The 17,617-nt window shown below is 33.5% G+C and carries 18 protein-coding genes and 4 tRNA genes; 21 read left to right on the top strand and 1 reads right to left on the bottom strand.

The genetic code is table 11. The features are described 5' to 3' along the window. Nucleotides 1-19: 19 nt before the first annotated feature. Nucleotides 20-1,708, bottom strand: coding sequence for a GLPGLI family protein (locus tag AAEO58_RS11565; RefSeq protein WP_341683523.1), 1,689 nt, complete (start codon nucleotides 1,706-1,708; stop codon nucleotides 20-22). A gap of 66 nt (nucleotides 1,709-1,774) precedes the next feature. Between AAEO58_RS11565 and AAEO58_RS11560 the strand changes: the two genes are divergently transcribed. The 21 genes from AAEO58_RS11560 to rpoB all read left to right on the top strand — a co-directional run bounded on the left by AAEO58_RS11560 (nucleotide 1,775) and on the right by rpoB (nucleotide 17,546). Further along, on the top strand, nucleotides 1,775-3,043 hold the full coding sequence (locus tag AAEO58_RS11560; protein ID WP_341683522.1) for a DUF2851 family protein: 1,269 nt from the start codon (nucleotides 1,775-1,777) through the stop codon (nucleotides 3,041-3,043). Between the two features lie 27 nt (nucleotides 3,044-3,070). Further along, nucleotides 3,071-3,292, top strand: coding sequence for a PspC domain-containing protein (locus AAEO58_RS11555; RefSeq protein WP_111567651.1), 222 nt, complete (start codon nucleotides 3,071-3,073; stop codon nucleotides 3,290-3,292). Nucleotides 3,293-3,370: 78 nt separating this feature from the next. Continuing rightward, nucleotides 3,371-4,948, top strand: a complete 1,578-nt coding sequence (locus AAEO58_RS11550; protein WP_341683521.1) for a sodium-dependent transporter — start codon at nucleotides 3,371-3,373, stop codon at nucleotides 4,946-4,948. A gap of 2 nt (nucleotides 4,949-4,950) precedes the next feature. Next, a complete protein-coding gene (locus AAEO58_RS11545; RefSeq protein WP_162845075.1) occupies nucleotides 4,951-5,106 on the top strand; it encodes a hypothetical protein in 156 nt (51 codons plus the stop codon). 11 nt (nucleotides 5,107-5,117) lie between these two features. After that, nucleotides 5,118-5,996, top strand: coding sequence for a ComEA family DNA-binding protein (locus tag AAEO58_RS11540; protein ID WP_341683520.1), 879 nt, complete (start codon nucleotides 5,118-5,120; stop codon nucleotides 5,994-5,996). A gap of 44 nt (nucleotides 5,997-6,040) precedes the next feature. Continuing rightward, nucleotides 6,041-7,210 carry an acyl-CoA dehydrogenase family protein gene (locus tag AAEO58_RS11535; RefSeq protein ID WP_341683519.1) on the top strand — a complete coding sequence of 390 codons (1,170 nt, stop codon included), beginning with the start codon at nucleotides 6,041-6,043 and terminating at the stop codon, nucleotides 7,208-7,210. A gap of 72 nt (nucleotides 7,211-7,282) precedes the next feature. After that, nucleotides 7,283-7,477 carry a 30S ribosomal protein S21 gene (gene rpsU, locus AAEO58_RS11530; RefSeq protein WP_111567655.1) on the top strand — a complete coding sequence of 65 codons (195 nt, stop codon included), beginning with the start codon at nucleotides 7,283-7,285 and terminating at the stop codon, nucleotides 7,475-7,477. 65 nt (nucleotides 7,478-7,542) lie between these two features. Then, nucleotides 7,543-8,433, top strand: coding sequence for a tyrosine-type recombinase/integrase (locus tag AAEO58_RS11525; RefSeq protein WP_341683518.1), 891 nt, complete (start codon nucleotides 7,543-7,545; stop codon nucleotides 8,431-8,433). A gap of 33 nt (nucleotides 8,434-8,466) precedes the next feature. Next, nucleotides 8,467-8,769, top strand: a complete 303-nt coding sequence (gene hpf / locus AAEO58_RS11520; protein WP_111567657.1) for a ribosome hibernation-promoting factor, HPF/YfiA family — start codon at nucleotides 8,467-8,469, stop codon at nucleotides 8,767-8,769. A 92-nt stretch (nucleotides 8,770-8,861) separates the two neighbouring features. Then, nucleotides 8,862-8,935: transfer RNA gene (locus tag AAEO58_RS11515), tRNA-Thr, on the top strand. Between the two features lie 32 nt (nucleotides 8,936-8,967). After that, a tRNA-Tyr gene (locus AAEO58_RS11510) sits at nucleotides 8,968-9,049 on the top strand. A gap of 70 nt (nucleotides 9,050-9,119) precedes the next feature. After that, nucleotides 9,120-9,191 (top strand) — tRNA-Thr (locus AAEO58_RS11505). Between the two features lie 57 nt (nucleotides 9,192-9,248). Further along, a complete protein-coding gene (tuf, locus tag AAEO58_RS11500; protein ID WP_008256583.1) occupies nucleotides 9,249-10,436 on the top strand; it encodes an elongation factor Tu in 1,188 nt (395 codons plus the stop codon). A gap of 53 nt (nucleotides 10,437-10,489) precedes the next feature. Continuing rightward, a tRNA-Trp gene (locus tag AAEO58_RS11495) sits at nucleotides 10,490-10,561 on the top strand. Nucleotides 10,562-10,576: 15 nt separating this feature from the next. Next, on the top strand, nucleotides 10,577-10,771 hold the full coding sequence (secE, locus tag AAEO58_RS11490; RefSeq protein ID WP_133610637.1) for a preprotein translocase subunit SecE: 195 nt from the start codon (nucleotides 10,577-10,579) through the stop codon (nucleotides 10,769-10,771). A 10-nt stretch (nucleotides 10,772-10,781) separates the two neighbouring features. Beyond that, a complete protein-coding gene (nusG, locus tag AAEO58_RS11485; RefSeq protein ID WP_291134831.1) occupies nucleotides 10,782-11,333 on the top strand; it encodes a transcription termination/antitermination protein NusG in 552 nt (183 codons plus the stop codon). A gap of 66 nt (nucleotides 11,334-11,399) precedes the next feature. Continuing rightward, entirely contained in the window at nucleotides 11,400-11,837 is a 438-nt protein-coding gene (gene rplK, locus AAEO58_RS11480) for a 50S ribosomal protein L11 (RefSeq protein WP_026724872.1), read from the top strand. A 20-nt stretch (nucleotides 11,838-11,857) separates the two neighbouring features. Further along, entirely contained in the window at nucleotides 11,858-12,547 is a 690-nt protein-coding gene (gene rplA / locus AAEO58_RS11475) for a 50S ribosomal protein L1 (protein WP_133610633.1), read from the top strand. A gap of 22 nt (nucleotides 12,548-12,569) precedes the next feature. Continuing rightward, entirely contained in the window at nucleotides 12,570-13,067 is a 498-nt protein-coding gene (gene rplJ / locus AAEO58_RS11470; protein WP_008256591.1) for a 50S ribosomal protein L10, read from the top strand. Nucleotides 13,068-13,122: 55 nt separating this feature from the next. After that, nucleotides 13,123-13,494: a 50S ribosomal protein L7/L12 gene (gene rplL / locus AAEO58_RS11465; protein ID WP_023575317.1), complete on the top strand. Its 372-nt coding sequence runs from the start codon at nucleotides 13,123-13,125 to the stop codon at nucleotides 13,492-13,494. 239 nt (nucleotides 13,495-13,733) lie between these two features. Then, nucleotides 13,734-17,546, top strand: coding sequence for a DNA-directed RNA polymerase subunit beta (rpoB, locus tag AAEO58_RS11460; protein WP_341683516.1), 3,813 nt, complete (start codon nucleotides 13,734-13,736; stop codon nucleotides 17,544-17,546). The last annotated feature ends 71 nt before the right edge of the window (nucleotides 17,547-17,617 follow it).

The following is a 17,617-nucleotide window of genomic DNA, read 5'->3' as shown; positions in this document are numbered from 1 at the left end:
TCAATTGAACGTCCTTTTTTTATTCTCCTAGTAAAACTCCTGATACATTCCAAGAGCTAAAACTCCCACCTTCGTTTGGACCTTGTGGGATTTTTACTTGTATTGTATGTGTTCCAGCTTTTAAATTTCCTAATTCAATATAGATCGGATTCGTTGCTGTTCCTGGACACAAATTCGAACGACTCAAATCGGATGAAGATAATCCATCATTAAAATTTCCTGATGCTGGGTTAAACAATCGGTAACCACCACAATCTTGTCGCCATGGAATAAACGAAAATACTTCTTTTCCGTTTAAAATTATTGTATTTCTTTTTGGTACAAATTCGTCTCCATTTTCCCAACCACCATGTCCAGTTGTAATGTAACGCAATTTGGCGTTTTTAATTTCTTTGTCTAAAGTGAAAGTAATTTGTAGTCCTTTTTCATGATTGAACATCGTTGCATATTCCTGACCTGCCATTTCCATAACGTTTGTGGTATTAAATAACGGAATAGAAATGTTGGTTTTGTCTAATGAACTTTCGCTTGGATTAATGGTGATATTCATTGAAATTTTGTGTCCACCTTTATCGTAATTACCAATAAATGTTCCAATATAAACTGTTTTTCCTGATAAATTATGTTTTAAATCGGTAATGTCCATTCTGTACGGAACAATTTCGTGCCAAGTTTTGTCTTTCAATTGAATGTAGTTGTATTGTTTGATTCCGAAAGGCGTAAAAAAGCGCATCAATTCAATTATTGGAGAAAATTCTGGAGTTGCCACAACACCTTGATATTGTTTTCCATTTCCGTTTTCATAAATTGGTAAAGTTTTAGCGCCATTTTGCAAACCATCTAAAAACGATTGCTTTTTATCTTGCGGAATCATAAAAACCGAACCCGTTCTGTCATATGCATCACCATTCGATTGTTCTGCTAAATCTAAAAAGACTAAATCCCCTTTTTTAATTTCCGGAAAAGTAATTTTCTTTAAAATAATAGTTCCATTGGCAAATCGTAAAATACTATCGTTTGATTTTGATGCGTCTGAAAAATTAATGATTTCATTTTCAAACACTTTAATCGTAGTAAAGCGACTTTTCCAAACCAAATCTTTATAAGTCAATCCATCTATAACTGGACTATTTGTTGTGTTATTTTGTAAAATCATATTCGGACTAACCGATTTTATTTTTTCAATTTTAGTAGCCGAAATGACAAAATTACCATTGCGAACCATTTCTAAAACCAAACCAATATTTTGTCCTAATGTAGTTGGCGCTCCTTTCACTTGTAATTCATTCGTGTACCAAAGTTCAATGGTATTTGAATTTATAATTGTTTTTGCTTTTTGGCATTTGTAACCTAAAATAGTTTTGGTATCTGATAAAAACTCGAAGTTTTGTTTCGCTAAAGAAAGACTATCAACAGTAGTTACCGATTTTTCTTTTTTAAGTTGGGTAACTTGAACAATTTTATTATCAGAACGATTGATTAAAGTTTGTTCGAAAGGGAATTCCGCTTTTCCTGAATTCATTTTTTCAGTAGTTACTAAAGTTTCTGTTGGATTCGTGAAAACAAAAATCGCATCTTGATTTTCGATTAGCTTCCCATTTGAACTTCTGCTGTAAGTAATTTTGAATCCTTTTGGTGGTTTTACGCCAGTTTGAGATTGCGCAAACGTAAAAAGACTTAGTAATGTGATGGTTATAAATTTTTTCATAAAAGTTGGGTTGTTCAGCAAATATAATTTTTTATCTTTGTTTTTCAATTATATACGCCATACAGAATGAAAGAAGATTTTTTGCACCACGTGTGGCAATTCAAGAAATTTGATATTGCCAATTTAAAAACTACAAAAGGAGAGTCGATTCAGATTCTCAATTCGGGTCAATATTTACAACTTGCTGGACCTGATTTTTTCAATGCGCAAATTATTATCGAAAATCAAAAATGGGCTGGAAATGTAGAAATACATCTCAAGTCATCAGATTGGTATATACATAATCACGAAAAAGATTCGAATTATGATTCGGTGATTTTACATGTTGTTTGGGAACATGATGTGCCGATTTTCAGAAAAGATAATTCAGAAATTCCAACATTAGAGCTTAAGGAATATGTTGCATTGTCTGATTTACATAAATATCAATCGTTAGTGAGTCAAAAATCTTGGATTTATTGCGAAAATGAACTGCAGAATGTAGATCAATTTGTTTTCAAGAATTGGCAAGAACGTTTGTTTTTTGAACGTTTGGAAAGAAAAGCTAATTTGATTTTTGGATTACTAGAAACATCCAATCACGATTGGGAAGCGGTTTTATTTTGTCTTTTGGTTAAGAATTTTGGATTGAATACGAATGGCGAAATGTTTTATAAAATCGCTAAATCTATTCCTTTTTCGGTTGTTCGAAAAGAATCTTTTTCTCTAGAATTATTAGAATCCTTGTTACTAGGTCAAGCGAATTTACTTTCACATGATTTTCAAGATAGTTATGCTAGAGAATTACAAAAATCCTATCATTACTTAGTTCAGAAACATCAACTGCGTGAAAAAGTGATTGGCTCTGTAGAATTTTTCAAACATCGTCCCGATAATTTTCCCACTATTCGATTGGCGCAATTGGCTAATTTGTATTTTTATCAAAAGAATCTATTTTCTTTGGTGATGAATTGTAGTTCTATAAATGAATTGTATCAAGTTTTTAATGTTGGTGTTAGCGAATATTGGGAAACACATTACAATTTTGATAGAAAAAGTTCGAAAAAGATGAAAAAACTTTCAAAATCTTTTGTTGATTTATTGGTAGTAAATACAATTATTCCATTGCAATTTGCTTATGCGAGAAGTCGACAAAAAGTAATTACCCAAGATTTGATTGATTTAGCCAATTCAATTCCATCAGAGAAAAATGTTATTATTGATAAATTTAAGACTTTTGGTATTGCATCTGAAAATGTATATGAATCACAAGCTTTATTGCAATTAAAAAAGGAGTATTGCGATTTAAAAAAATGTTTAGATTGTGCTGTAGGGCATTTCATACTTAAAAAATAATCGTATTTTTGAAAAAATAAATAAAAAATGGTTCAAAACCTATTACATTTTTTTGAAAAGCACGGATTCTTCGTAGCCACTCGTTTAGCCGACCGATTGGGGATGCGAGCAACTAATGTGCGTTTGTTTTTTATTTACATATCTTTCATAACTGTAGGCTTAGGTTTTGGGTTGTATCTTACTTTAGCATTCCTTTTAAAGCTAAAAGATATGATAAAAACAAAAAGAAGTTCAGTTTTTGACCTATAAAATTTCATTAAGTGCAACTTTTATTTGAATTTTAGATAGTTTTCTTATCTTTGAAAAATTAACAACCAATAAAATTATATGACTGCAAAAGTAGAATCGTGGGGATCACGAGTTGGACTTATTTTAGCCATGGCAGGAAACGCCGTAGGACTAGGTAACTTTTTAAGGTTTCCAGTTCAGGCAGTTCAAAATGGTGGTGGAGCTTTTATTGTTCCTTATTTAGTATGTTTTTTATTAATGGGAATTCCGTTGCTATTTGTAGAATGGAGTATGGGAAGATTCGGTGGAAAATACGGTCATCACAGTACACCATTTATCTTAGATAGTATGGATAAAAGAAAATTTTGGAAATACATTGGTGTTTTCGGAATTTTTACAAACTTAGCTGTTGCTGCTTACTATTGTTATTTAGAATCATGGACTTTAAGCTGGGTTTGGCATAGTATTTCAAGAACTTTTGCTGGGCAATCTCAGGATGAAGTAGCTGGGTTTTTCAATAGCTATGTAGGTTTAGAAATGCCATTTGAAACAATTTTCTTTTGGATAGTGTGTTTACTTTTAAATACTTGGATTTTATCAAAAGGATTAAGTGGTGGTGTTGAAAAAGTTGCAAAAATTGGAATGCCATTATTAATTTTATTTGGTGTTTTCTTAGCAATTATGGCTTTTAATGTTGAAGCTGGAGTAGCTGGTGCAATTAACGATGCGTCTGTTGGTTTAAATTTCTTATGGACACCTGATTTTTCAACTATATGGTCTCCAAAGATATGGTTGGCTGCTGCTGGACAAATATTTTTCACACTTTCTGTAGGTATGGGTTCTATTCAATGTTATGCTTCTTATGTTAAGAAAAATGATGATATTGCTCTGAATGCTATGAGTGCAGGTTGGATGAATGAGTTTGTTGAAGTGGTTTTAGGAGCTGCAATTATTATCCCAATTTCTGTTGGATATTTAGGTATCGATAAAGTGTTAGAAATGACACAAACAGGAGGTTTAGGTTTAGGATTTAAAACATTACCATTCTTATTTGAACAATGGGGAACTGTTTTAGCAATATTATGTGGTGTTTGTTGGTTTGGTTTGTTGTTTTTCGCAGGAATAACATCATCATTAGCAATGGGAACCCCAGTTATGGGATTCTTAAAAGATGAATTTGGTTGGAAACACAAAAATGCAGCTTGGGCATTTGGAGGATTAGTTTTTATTCTAGGACTTCCAACAGTATTATTTTTCAATTACGGAGTTTTTGACGAATACGATTACTGGGCTGGAACTTTCTCATTAGTAGTTTTTGCTTTCTTTGAAATTATACTTTTCGCATGGATTTTTGGTATGGATAAAGGTTGGAAAGAAATTACAACAGGTGCAGATATCAAAGTTCCTAGTGTATATAAATTTATTATTAAATATGTTACACCATTATTTTTAGGTGTTGTCTTTTTCTCAAGCTTACCTGGAGTATGGGATAAAATAACGAATAAAGATATTTATCAAAAAATTGCAATTACAACAGATCCTAAAGAATTAGAATTATTAAATGAAACAATTTTATTTGTAAACGCTTCAAGATTGCTATTACTTTTAGTATTCTTAGGAATTTCATACTTAGTATTTGTGGCTTATAAAAAACGTAAAAAAGAAGGGAGAATATAATCATGAAAACAGAAGCTTTAATTACAATGCTTACAGCAGTTGGAACAGTAACGGCTGTTACGGGATATTTTTTCTACTTGGTTTTAAGTACACCTCCAAAACAAGAACCAGATTCTTATGAGGAAAACGATGAAGAATTAGTTAGAAAAAACGATTAATATTTACATAAATGAATAAGATTAAATCCTACTTCCTGTTTTCTAGAGAACACAGAAGTGGGATTTTTTTGTTGTTTGCAATTATTATTTTAGTTCAATTATCTTATATCTTTTTTGGCGATTACTTTATAACAAAGAATAATACTACTGAGGATAAAGCTTGGTTGTTGGTTCAAAATGAAATTGATAGTTTAAAAAGTATTCAATCAACAAAAAAAGATACGATTTATCCATTTAATCCAAATTATATAACCGATTTCAAAGGCTATAGGCTAGGAATGACAATTCAAGAAATTGATCGTTTACATGCGTTTCGAAAACAAGGGAAGTTTGTGAATTCTGTTGAAGAGTTTCAACAAGTTACTAAAGTTTCAAATGCTTTTCTCTCGAAGATTAGTCCATACTTCAAATTTCCAGATTGGGTCAAAAATAAGGGAACTGCTACTTCGGAAAAATTCCATAAGTTTTTACCAAAGGAAAAGGAAAAAATTATTCAAAAAGACATAAACGTTGCAACGAGAGAAGATTTAATTGCAGTATACGGAATTGGCGAAAAGTTGGCGGACAAAATTTTGCAAGAAAAAGAAAAGCTAGGCGGTTTTGTTAGCATGGAACAATTTCAGTTTATGTGGGGAATTAGCCCAGAAGCAATTTCAGATTTAGAAAAAAGATTTACCGTAAAAAGTCAAATCGGAATTAAGAAAATTGCGATAAATGATTTGTCTCAAAAAGAATTGGCAAAATTTCCTTATTTCAATTATGCTTTGGCAAAGGAAATTGTAATTTACAGAACGATGAATAGTGGAATTAAAAATATTGACGATTTAACAAAAATTAAGGGAATGCCTAACGAAAAAATAAAAATAATCGCCTTATATTTGGAATTCTAAAAAAATACCCTAAAAACACACACCAAAAACAACAATACCTTATTATGAATTCATTATATTTTACAGAAGAACACGAATTGTTCAGACAAAGTTTTAGAGATTTTTTACATAAAGAAGTGGTTCCTCACATTGAAAAATGGGAAAAAACAGGAACAATTGAACGCTTTATTTGGACAAAGTTTGGAGAAATGGGCTTTTTCGGATTAAACTATCCGGAAGCGTATGGTGGAATGAATTTGAATTTGTTTTATACAGTTGTGTTTCTAGAAGAGCTTCAAAAAGTTAAATCTTCTGGTTTTGCTGCAGCTATGTGGGCACATGCTTATTTAGCAATGACGCACTTAAATGCAGAAGGTGATGAAAGAATCAAACAAGAGTATTTAGCACCAAGTATTGCTGGAGAAAAAATTGGAGCTTTGTGTGTTACGGAACCTTTTGGAGGAAGTGATGTTGCAGGAATGAGAACAACTGCTGTAAGAAAAGGAGATAAATTTGTTATCAATGGTTCTAAAACTTTTATTACGAATGGTGTATATGCAGATTACTATGTGGTGGCTGCAAAAACAAATCCAGAACTTGGAAATAAAGGAATTAGTATATTTTTAGTTGATACAGCTACAAAAGGTATATCGGCTACAAAATTAGATAAATTAGGTTGGAGAGCTTCAGATACTGCAGAAATTGCATTTGATAATGTTGAAATCCCATTAGAAAACTTAATGGGTGAAGAAGGAAAAGGTTTTCCATACATCATGCAACATTTTGCTTTTGAACGTTTAATTATGGCAATCAATGCACATGCTAGAGCAGAATACGCACTTGAGTATACTATAGAGTATATGTCGCAAAGAGAAGCTTTTGGAAGTACAATTAATAAATTCCAAGCATTGAGACATACCATGGTAGAACATGCAACAGAAATAGAACATTGTAAATTGTTTAATTATGCTGCTGTAGCTCGTTTAGATAAAGGAGAATATGTAGTTAAAGAAGCTACCATGGCAAAATTAAAATCAACTAAAGTAGCAGATTTAGCAATTTACGATTGCTTGCAAATGTTGGGTGGTTATGGTTATATGGAAGAATATCCTTTGGCGCGTTTATTAAGAGATAGTCGTTTAGGGCCAATTGGTGGAGGAACTTCTGAAATTTTGAAAGAAATTTTATCAAAAATGATAATTGACAATCAGAATTATAAACCAGCGGTTAAATAATTTTGATTTATAATTTTTAATTCGGAATTATTTTCTACATTTGCACCCTTAACGAGAGGAGGTGTCTATATTATGTTAATTATACCAATTAAAGACGGAGAAAATATCGATAGAGCATTAAAGCGCTATAAAAGAAAATTTGATAAAACAGGAACTGTTCGTCAGTTACGTGCACGTCAAGCTTTCATTAAACCATCTGTTGTAAACAGAGCTAAGATCCAAAAAGCATCTTACATTCAAGGATTAAGAGACTCATTAGAGAGTTAATTTTTTGAATAAACTATACTAACCGCTAATTAATAAAGTGTAACTTTGTTGTTAGCGGTTTTTTTATGTCTACAAATCTACAAGCATATCAGGATTATTTGGTTAAAGAGAAAAACTACTCTCCTTTAACGGTTCGTGCATATTTAGATGATATCAAATCTTTTCAAGAATATCTTCTTGGTCAATCTGTAAATCTCGAAGAAGTTATTTATCCACATGTTAGAAATTGGATTGTAACTTTGGTAGAACAAAACATTTCAACTACTTCGGTCAATCGTAAAATATCGGCTTTAAAATCGTATTACAAGTTTTTGTTGAAGGTGAAGCAGATTTCGATTAATCCATTATTGAAACATAAATCATTAAAAACGGCAAAAAAAGTTCAAATTCCTTTTTCCGAAAAAGAGTTACAAGATGTTTTTTCTGAAAATGAATACGCAAATGACTTTGAAGGTATTCGAAATCAATTTGTAATAGAACTTTTTTATACAACCGGAATTCGTAGAGCAGAGTTGATTAACTTAAAAATGAATAGTGTAAACGAAATTCAAAAAACAATAAAAGTTATAGGTAAACGAAATAAAGAGCGAATTATTCCAATATTAGATTGTACAGTAAATTTGTATAAAATATACAAGGAGCAACGAAATCATTTAGAGGTAATTAAAGAGAAAGAGATGTTAATTTTATCTAAAACCGGAAATAAAGTAAGTGAATCATTTGTTTATCGGTTAATAAATAACTACTTTAGTACTGTCTCGAAAAAAGAAAAGAAGAGTCCCCACGTTCTTAGGCATTCCTTTGCAACACATTTGTTGAATAATGGAGCCGATTTAAATTCCGTAAAAGAGTTATTAGGGCATGCTAGTTTGTCATCTACTCAGATATATACGCATAGCAGTTTGGCTGAATTAAAAAAAGTGTATCAAGAAGCGCATCCTAGAAATAAGAAATAACTCGATTGTATAACCATTTTAATTAACAGAATTATGAAAGTTAATGTGCAAGCAGTAAATTTTAATGTAGACAGAAAATTGGTAGATTTCATTCAAGAGCGAATGGATAAATTGGAAAAATATTATGATAAAATAGTTTCGGCTGAAGTTTTTTTGAGACTTGAAAACACGAGTGATAAAGAAAATAAAACAGTAGAGATAAAAATTAACGTTCCTGGAGACGATTTTGTAGTTAAAAAAACGGCAAAAAGTTTTGAAGAGGGAGTAGATTTGTCGGTTGATTCTTTAGAGCGAGTAATCTTAAAAAGAAAAGAAAAATTAAGAGCGCATTCATAAAAAGAAAAAAAACAAAAAAAATGTTTTGATTCAAAAATAAATTATATACATTTGCAGTCCGTTAGAAATAGCGGACTTTTTATATTCAATACGCCGATGTAGCTCAGCTGGCTAGAGCAGCTGATTTGTAATCAGCAGGTCGTGGGTTCGAGTCCCTCTATCGGCTCAAAGTTTTAAGTAACTGAATGTAAAAGGTTTGGGGAGATACTCAAGCGGCCAACGAGGGCGGACTGTAAATCCGCTGACTACGTCTTCGCAGGTTCGAATCCTGCTCTCCCCACGAGATTTTGAATTTAGAGAGAAGGATTTGGTTTTCTGAATTCTGATGGCTAACTTCTGAATACACAAAAGCCGGTGTAGCTCAGGGGTAGAGTGCTTCCTTGGTAAGGAAGAGGTCACGGGTTCAATTCCCGTCATTGGCTCTTAAAAAAGTTTATTTTTTGAACACTAATATATAACTAAGATTAAATTATTAAATCATGGCAAAAGAAACCTTTGATCGTTCGAAGCCCCATTTAAATATTGGAACTATCGGACACGTTGACCACGGTAAAACTACGTTAACAGCTGCAATTACTAAAGTATTAGCTGATGCTGGTTTATCAGAAGCAAAATCATTTGATCAAATTGATAATGCTCCAGAAGAAAAAGAAAGAGGTATTACTATTAATACATCTCACGTAGAATATTCTACAGCTAACCGTCACTACGCTCACGTTGACTGTCCAGGTCACGCGGATTACGTTAAGAACATGGTTACAGGTGCTGCTCAAATGGACGGTGCTATCTTAGTAGTTGCTGCTACAGATGGTCCTATGCCACAAACAAGAGAGCACATCCTTTTAGGTCGTCAAGTAGGTGTGCCTAGAATGGTTGTATTCATGAACAAAGTGGATATGGTTGATGATGCTGAATTATTAGAATTAGTAGAAATGGAAATCAGAGATTTATTATCTTTCTATCAATATGATGGTGATAATGGTCCAGTTATCCAAGGTTCTGCTTTAGGTGGATTGAATGGTGATCCAAAATGGGTTGCTACTATCATGGAATTAATGGAAGCTGTTGACAACTGGATTGAATTACCAGTTCGTGACGTTGAAAAACCTTTCTTAATGCCAGTTGAAGATGTATTTACAATTACTGGTCGTGGAACTGTTGCTACAGGTCGTATCGAAACAGGAGTTGCTAATACAGGAGATCCAGTTGAAATCATTGGTATGGGAGCTGATAAATTAACTTCTACTATTACAGGAGTTGAGATGTTCCGTAAAATCCTTGATAGAGGTGAAGCGGGAGATAACGTAGGTTTATTATTAAGAGGTATCGCTAAAGAAGATATCAAAAGAGGAATGGTAATTGTTAAACCAGGATCTGTTAAACCACACGCTCACTTCAAAGCTGAGGTGTATATCTTGAAAAAAGAAGAAGGTGGACGTCACACTCCATTCCACAATAACTACCGTCCACAGTTCTACGTACGTACAACTGACGTAACGGGTACTATTTCTTTACCAGCTGGTGTAGAGATGGTTATGCCTGGTGATAACTTAACAATTGATGTTACTTTGTTAAGCCCTATCGCTTTATCAGTAGGTTTACGTTTCGCTATCCGTGAGGGTGGTAGAACAGTAGGTGCTGGTCAGGTTACTGAAATTTTAGACTAATTATAAGTCGATAATAATTAAAACCAGCAGTTCGCTGCTGGTTTTTTTAACAAACGGGCGTAGTACAAGGGCTAGTATAGTGGTCTCCAAAACCATTGATGGGGGTTCGAATCCCTCCGCCCGTGCAAATAAAGATTAAAATGACAAAAGTAGTTAATTACATATCTGAAGCATTTCATGAATTGAAAACGAATGTTACTTGGCCAGTTTGGGCAGATGTACAACGTTTAACAATTATTGTAGCTGTATTTTCAATTGTTTTCGCTCTATTAACTTGGGGTGTTGATGAATTATTTGTAAAAGCACTTGAAGGTTTTTTTAACATTTTAAAATAGTACTTACAGTATGGCTGATAATAATGTTAATAAGTGGTATGTAGTAAGAGCTGTAAGTGGTCAGGAAAACAAAGTTAAAGCTTACATTGAAACAGAAACAGCTAGATTAGGTATGGCTGATTATATTTCTCAGGTTCTTGTTCCTACTGAAAAAGTAGTTCAAGTTAAAGACGGGAAAAAAATAGCTAAGGATAAAGTATACTTTCCTGGTTATATTATGATCGAAGCTAACTTAACTGGTGAAATTCCACATATCATCAAATCGATTCCAGGAGTTATCGGTTTTTTAGGTGAAACTAAAGGTGGTGATGCTGTGCCATTAAGACAATCTGAAGTAAACAGAATGTTAGGTAAAGTAGATGAATTATCTGTTACAGTGGATAATGTTGCAATACCTTATGCTATTGGAGAAACAGTTAAGGTGGTAGATGGTCCTTTCAATGGTTTCAATGGAACTATCGAAAAAGTAAATGAAGAAAAGCGTAAACTTGAAGTAATGGTGAAAATTTTTGGAAGAAAAACACCTTTAGAGTTAAGTTTTATGCAAGTTGAAAAAGTATAATTTTCGTTACATATATAAATCACATCAATCGCTTCCAATTGATAGATGTGCTAAATTTTTTTAAAAATGGCAAAAGAAGTTAGTAAAGTAGTTAAACTACAAGTTAAGGGAGGTGCAGCGAATCCATCGCCACCGGTTGGACCTGCTTTGGGGGCTGCTGGGGTTAACATCATGGAGTTCTGTAAGCAGTTCAATGCTAGAACACAAGATAAACCTGGCAAAGTTTTACCAGTACAAATTACTGTGTATAAAGACAAGTCTTTTGACTTTGTTGTTAAGACGCCACCTGCTGCAATTCAGTTATTAGAAGCAGCAAAATTAAAGTCTGGTTCAGGGCAACCTAACCGTAAAAAAGTAGCTAACGTTACTTGGGATCAAATTAGAACTATTGCTGAAGACAAAATGGCAGACTTAAACGCTTTCGAAATCGAAAAAGCGATGAGTATGATTGCTGGAACAGCTAGATCTATGGGTATAACAGTAACAGGGAATGCTCCTTTTTAATCTCTAAAAAGAATTAGACAATGGCAAAATTGACAAAAAAGCAAAAAGAGGCTGCAGCAAAAATTGAAAAGAACAAACTTTATAGTTTAAAAGATGCTTCTGCATTAATTAAACAAGTTGCTTCTGCAAAATTTGATGAGTCTGTTGATATCGCAGTGAAATTAGGGGTAGATCCTAGAAAAGCGAATCAAATGGTAAGAGGGGTTGTAACATTACCTCACGGAACTGGTAAAGATGTAAGAGTTTTAGCTCTTGTTACTCCAGATAAAGAAGCGGAAGCTAAAGCTGCTGGTGCAGACCACGTAGGTTTAGATGACTACCTTCAAAAAATCAAAGATGGTTGGACTGATATTGATGTAATTATCACTATGCCAGCTGTTATGGGTAAATTAGGTCCATTAGGACGTGTTTTAGGACCAAGAGGTTTAATGCCTAACCCTAAAACAGGAACTGTAACTATGGATGTTGCTAAAGCTGTTGCAGAAGTAAAAGCTGGTAAAATCGATTTCAAAGTTGATAAAACTGGTATCGTTCATGCAGGAATAGGTAGAGTATCTTTTGATGCTGATAAAATCTATGACAACGCACACGAAATCGTTCAAACATTAATCAAATTAAAACCAACTGCAGCTAAAGGTACATATATTAAGTCTATTCACTTATCTTGTACAATGAGTCCTGCTATTGCTTTAGATCCTAAAGCAGTATAATTGGTAGTTAAAAATTTTTAGTATGACTAGAGAAGAAAAATCAATCGCGATTAAAGATTTAACTGCACAGTTAGCGGATGTTAATGTTATCTATTTAGCAGACATTTCAGGACTAGATGCAGATACTACTTCAAATTTAAGAAGAGCTTGTTTTAAAGCAGGTATTAAATTAGAAGTTGTGAAGAATACATTACTTGAAAAAGCAATGGAAGCTTCTGATAGTGACTTTGGTGATTTATCTACAGTTCTTAAAGGAAATACTTCTATGTTTATTGCGGATACAGCTAATGGTCCAGCAAAAATCATTAAAGAATTCCGTAAGAAAGGTGAAAAACCACTTTTTAAAGGAGCTTACATTAACCAAGAAATTTACATCGGTGACAACTTATTAGACAGCTTAGTAGCTATTAAATCTAAAGAAGAAGTTATTGGAGAAATCATTGGATTATTACAATCTCCTGCTCAAAGAGTTATTGCAGCTCTTAAAAATCAACCTAACAAGGAAGAAGGAGCAGAATAATAAGTACGCACAAATAAATTATATTTTTTACAAAACATTTTAAACGATAGAAAAAATGGCAGATTTGAAACAATTCGCAGAACAATTAGTTAACTTAACAGTTAAAGAAGTTAACGAATTAGCAACAATATTAAAAGATGAGTATGGTATCGAGCCTGCTGCTGCAGCTGTTGTAGTTGCTGCTGGTGGTGGAGATGCTGGAGCTGCTGAAGAGCAAACAGAATTTACAGTAGTATTAAAAGAGGCTGGAGCTTCTAAATTAGGAGTTGTTAAAGCGGTTAAAGAATTAACTGGTTTAGGTCTTAAAGAAGCAAAAGATTTAGTTGATGCTGCACCAACAAATGTAAAAGAAGGTGTTTCTAAAGATGAGGCTGAAGGTCTTAAGAAAGCTTTAGAAGAAGCAGGAGCTGTAGTTGAGTTAAAATAATTTTTACTCATAATAAAGCTAGGTTTAGGTCTTGAGAGTGTTCTCAAAGACCTAAACCATTTTGCGTATATTAAATTATTGTATTTTTATGCGTTAAAAAGTAGACAATAACGAAGAAAAAAATTAAACTATCTTTCCTGGTTTATTTTAAAGATGTATTGTTTATTAAAAAGGAAGTATTATTAAAACAGTGTATTTACACAAAAATTACTTTTTTTAAATCAAAATTTTATCCATTGATGATTGCTAATCAGACTGAAAGATTAAATTTTGCTTCAACTAAAAACATTCCACAATATCCAGATTTTCTAGATATTCAAGTGAAATCGTTTAAAGATTTTTTTCAATTAGAAACTAAATCTGACGAAAGAGGCAACGAAGGGCTGTATAATACCTTCATGGAAAATTTCCCAATTACGGACACGAGAAATCAGTTCGTATTAGAATTCCTAGATTATTTTATTGATCCACCTAGATATACCATCGAAGAGTGTATTGATAGAGGCTTAACTTATAGTGTGCCTCTTAAAGCTAGATTAAAATTATATTGTACTGACCCTGAACACGAAGATTTTGAAACAATCGTTCAAGATGTGTATTTAGGAACAATACCATATATGACTCCTAGTGGTACATTCGTAATTAATGGTGCTGAGCGTGTAGTTGTATCGCAGTTACATAGATCTCCAGGTGTATTCTTTGGACAGTCTTTCCATGCAAATGGAACTAAATTATATTCTGCTAGAATTATTCCTTTTAAAGGTTCTTGGATTGAATTCGCTACCGATATCAATAACGTAATGTATGCGTATATCGATAGAAAGAAAAAATTACCTGTAACTACTTTATTTAGAGCTATCGGATTTGAAAGAGATAAAGATATCTTGGAGATTTTCGACTTAGCAGAAGAAATTAAAGTTTCTAAAACTGGTATCAAGAAATATGCTGGAAGAAGACTTGCTGCACGTGTATTAAATACATGGCATGAAGACTTCGTTGATGAGGATACTGGTGAAGTAGTTTCTATTGAGCGTAACGAAATTATCTTAGATCGTGATACAATTCTTGATAAAGATAATATCGAAGAAATAATTGAAGCAGACGTAAAAACTATCCTTTTACATAAAGAGGATAACAACGCGGCTGATTACACAATTATTCACAATACGTTACAAAAAGATCCAACAAACTCTGAAAAAGAGGCTGTTGAACACATTTACAGACAATTACGTAACGCGGAACCGCCTGATGAGGAAACGGCTCGTGGTATTATAGATAAATTATTCTTCTCTGACCAACGTTATAACTTAGGTGAAGTAGGTCGTTACAGAATGAACAAAAAGTTAAACCTTGATATTCCTATGGAAAAACAAGTTTTAACTAAAGAAGATATTATTACAATTGTTAAATACTTGATCGAACTTATCAACTCTAAAGCAGAGATTGATGATATTGATCACTTATCAAACCGTCGTGTAAGAACAGTTGGTGAGCAATTATCAGCTCAGTTCGGAGTAGGTTTAGCTCGTATGGCTAGAACTATCCGTGAGAGAATGAACGTTCGTGATAACGAGGTGTTTACACCTATCGATTTGATTAATGCTAAAACATTATCATCGGTAATTAATTCGTTCTTTGGAACTAACCAGTTATCTCAGTTCATGGATCAAACGAATCCATTAGCAGAGATTACACACAAACGTCGTTTATCTGCCCTTGGACCTGGAGGTTTATCTAGAGAAAGAGCTGGTTTCGAGGTACGTGACGTTCACTATACGCACTACGGAAGACTTTGTCCAATTGAAACACCAGAGGGACCAAACATTGGACTTATTTCATCTTTAGGAGTATATGCTAAAGTAAACGGAATGGGATTCATCGAAACTCCTTACCGTAAAGTAACAAATGGTGTTGTAGATTTAGAGTCTACTCCAGTGTACTTAAGTGCAGAGGAAGAAGAAGGTAAAATGATTGCTCAGGCAAACATTGAAATGGATGCAAATGGTAAAATTACCGCTACAAATGTAATTGCACGTGAAGAAGGAGATTTCCCTGTGGTTGCTCCAACTGCCGTTCATTATACAGACGTTGCTCCAAATCAGATTGCTTCGATTTCAGCTTCATTGATTCCTTTCTTAGAGCATGATGATGCGAACCGTGCGTTGATGGGATCTAACATGATGCGTCAGGCCGTTCCATTATTACGTCCTGAAGCTCCAATCGTAGGTACTGGTTTAGAAAGACAAGTTGCTTCTGATTCAAGAGTATTAATCAATGCGGAAGGAAACGGAACTGTTGAGTATGTTGATGCTGATATGATCACAATCAAATACGACAGAACTGAAGAAGAACGTATGGTTAGCTTTGATTCAGATGAGAAAACGTACCAATTAATCAAATATAGAAAAACCAACCAAAGTACTTGTATTAACCTTAAACCTATCGTAAGAAAAGGAGACAGAGTTGCTAAAGGTCAAGTATTATGTGAAGGATATGCTACTCAAAACGGAGAATTAGCAATCGGAAGAAACTTGAAAGTGGCGTTCATGCCATGGAAAGGTTATAACTTCGAGGATGCAATCGTAATCTCTGAAAAAGTAGTCCGTGATGATATTTTTACATCATTACATATTGATGATTATACATTAGAAGTTCGTGATACTAAATTAGGTAACGAAGAATTAACTAATGATATTCCAAACGTTTCTGAAGAAGCTACTAAAGATTTAGATGAAAACGGTATGATTAGAATTGGTGCAGAGGTGAAGCCTGGCGACATTCTAATTGGAAAAATTACACCAAAAGGAGAATCAGATCCTACTCCAGAAGAAAAACTTTTAAGAGCTATCTTCGGAGATAAAGCAGGAGATGTAAAAGATGCTTCATTAAAAGCGTCTCCATCTTTACATGGTGTGGTTTTAGATAAAAAATTATTTGCGAAAGCAGTAAAAGATAAGAGAAAACGTTCTAAAGATAAAGAAGACGTTGATAAATTAGAAGTTGAATTCGAAGTTAAGTATACTGACTTGAAAGACAAATTAATTGAAAAATTATTTGTTATCATCGATGGTAAAACTTCTCAAGGTGTAATGAACGATTTAGGTGAAGAAGTATTACCAAAAGGTAAAAAATTCACTAAAAAGATGTTACAAGGTGTAGAAGATTTTGCTCACTTAACTAAAGGTCAATGGACAACTGATGATCATACCAATGCAATGGTAAACGACTTAATTCACAACTACAAAATCAAATTAAACGATTTACAAGGTTGGTTAAGAAGAGAGAAATTTACAATTACTGTTGGGGATGAATTACCTTCTGGAATTTTAAAACTTGCTAAAGTTTACATCGCTAAGAAACGTAAATTAAAAGTAGGGGATAAAATGGCAGGACGTCACGGTAACAAAGGTATTGTTGCTAAAATCGTTCGTCATGAAGATATGCCATTCTTAGAAGACGGAACACCAGTAGATATCGTATTGAATCCACTTGGGGTACCATCTCGTATGAACATCGGTCAGATTTATGAAACTGTTCTTGGTTGGGCTGGACAAAAATTGAATAAGAAATTTGCTACTCCAATTTTTGACGGTGCTACTTTAGATCAAATTAATGAATTTACAGACGAAGCTGGAATTCCAAGATTCGGTCATACATACTTGTATGATGGAGGAACTGGAGAGCGTTTCCACCAACGTGCAACTGTGGGTGTAATTTACATGTTGAAATTAGGACACATGGTAGATGATAAAATGCACGCACGTTCTATTGGTCCATACTCGTTAATTACGCAACAACCATTAGGAGGTAAGGCTCAATTTGGAGGTCAGCGTTTTGGAGAGATGGAGGTTTGGGCACTTGAAGCATACGGTGCATCAAGTACTTTAAGAGAAATCTTGACTGTTAAATCGGATGACGTAATTGGTAGAGCTAAAACTTACGAAGCTATCGTAAAAGGTGAAACTATGCCAGAACCAGGATTGCCAGAATCATTCAATGTATTAATGCATGAATTGAAAGGTCTTGGATTAGACATCAGATTAGAAGAATAAAAAAGAATGCAGTATTCAGTTCCGATTTTTTCGGAGCTGAATACTTTTTATAATTAAGTTTTTAAGGATTT

The organism is Flavobacterium helocola (assembly GCF_038289885.1).
GTDB lineage: Bacteria > Bacteroidota > Bacteroidia > Flavobacteriales > Flavobacteriaceae > Flavobacterium > Flavobacterium cheniae.
Note: the sequence above shows the minus strand (reverse complement) of the source record. Positions and strands in the feature narration are given on the sequence as shown.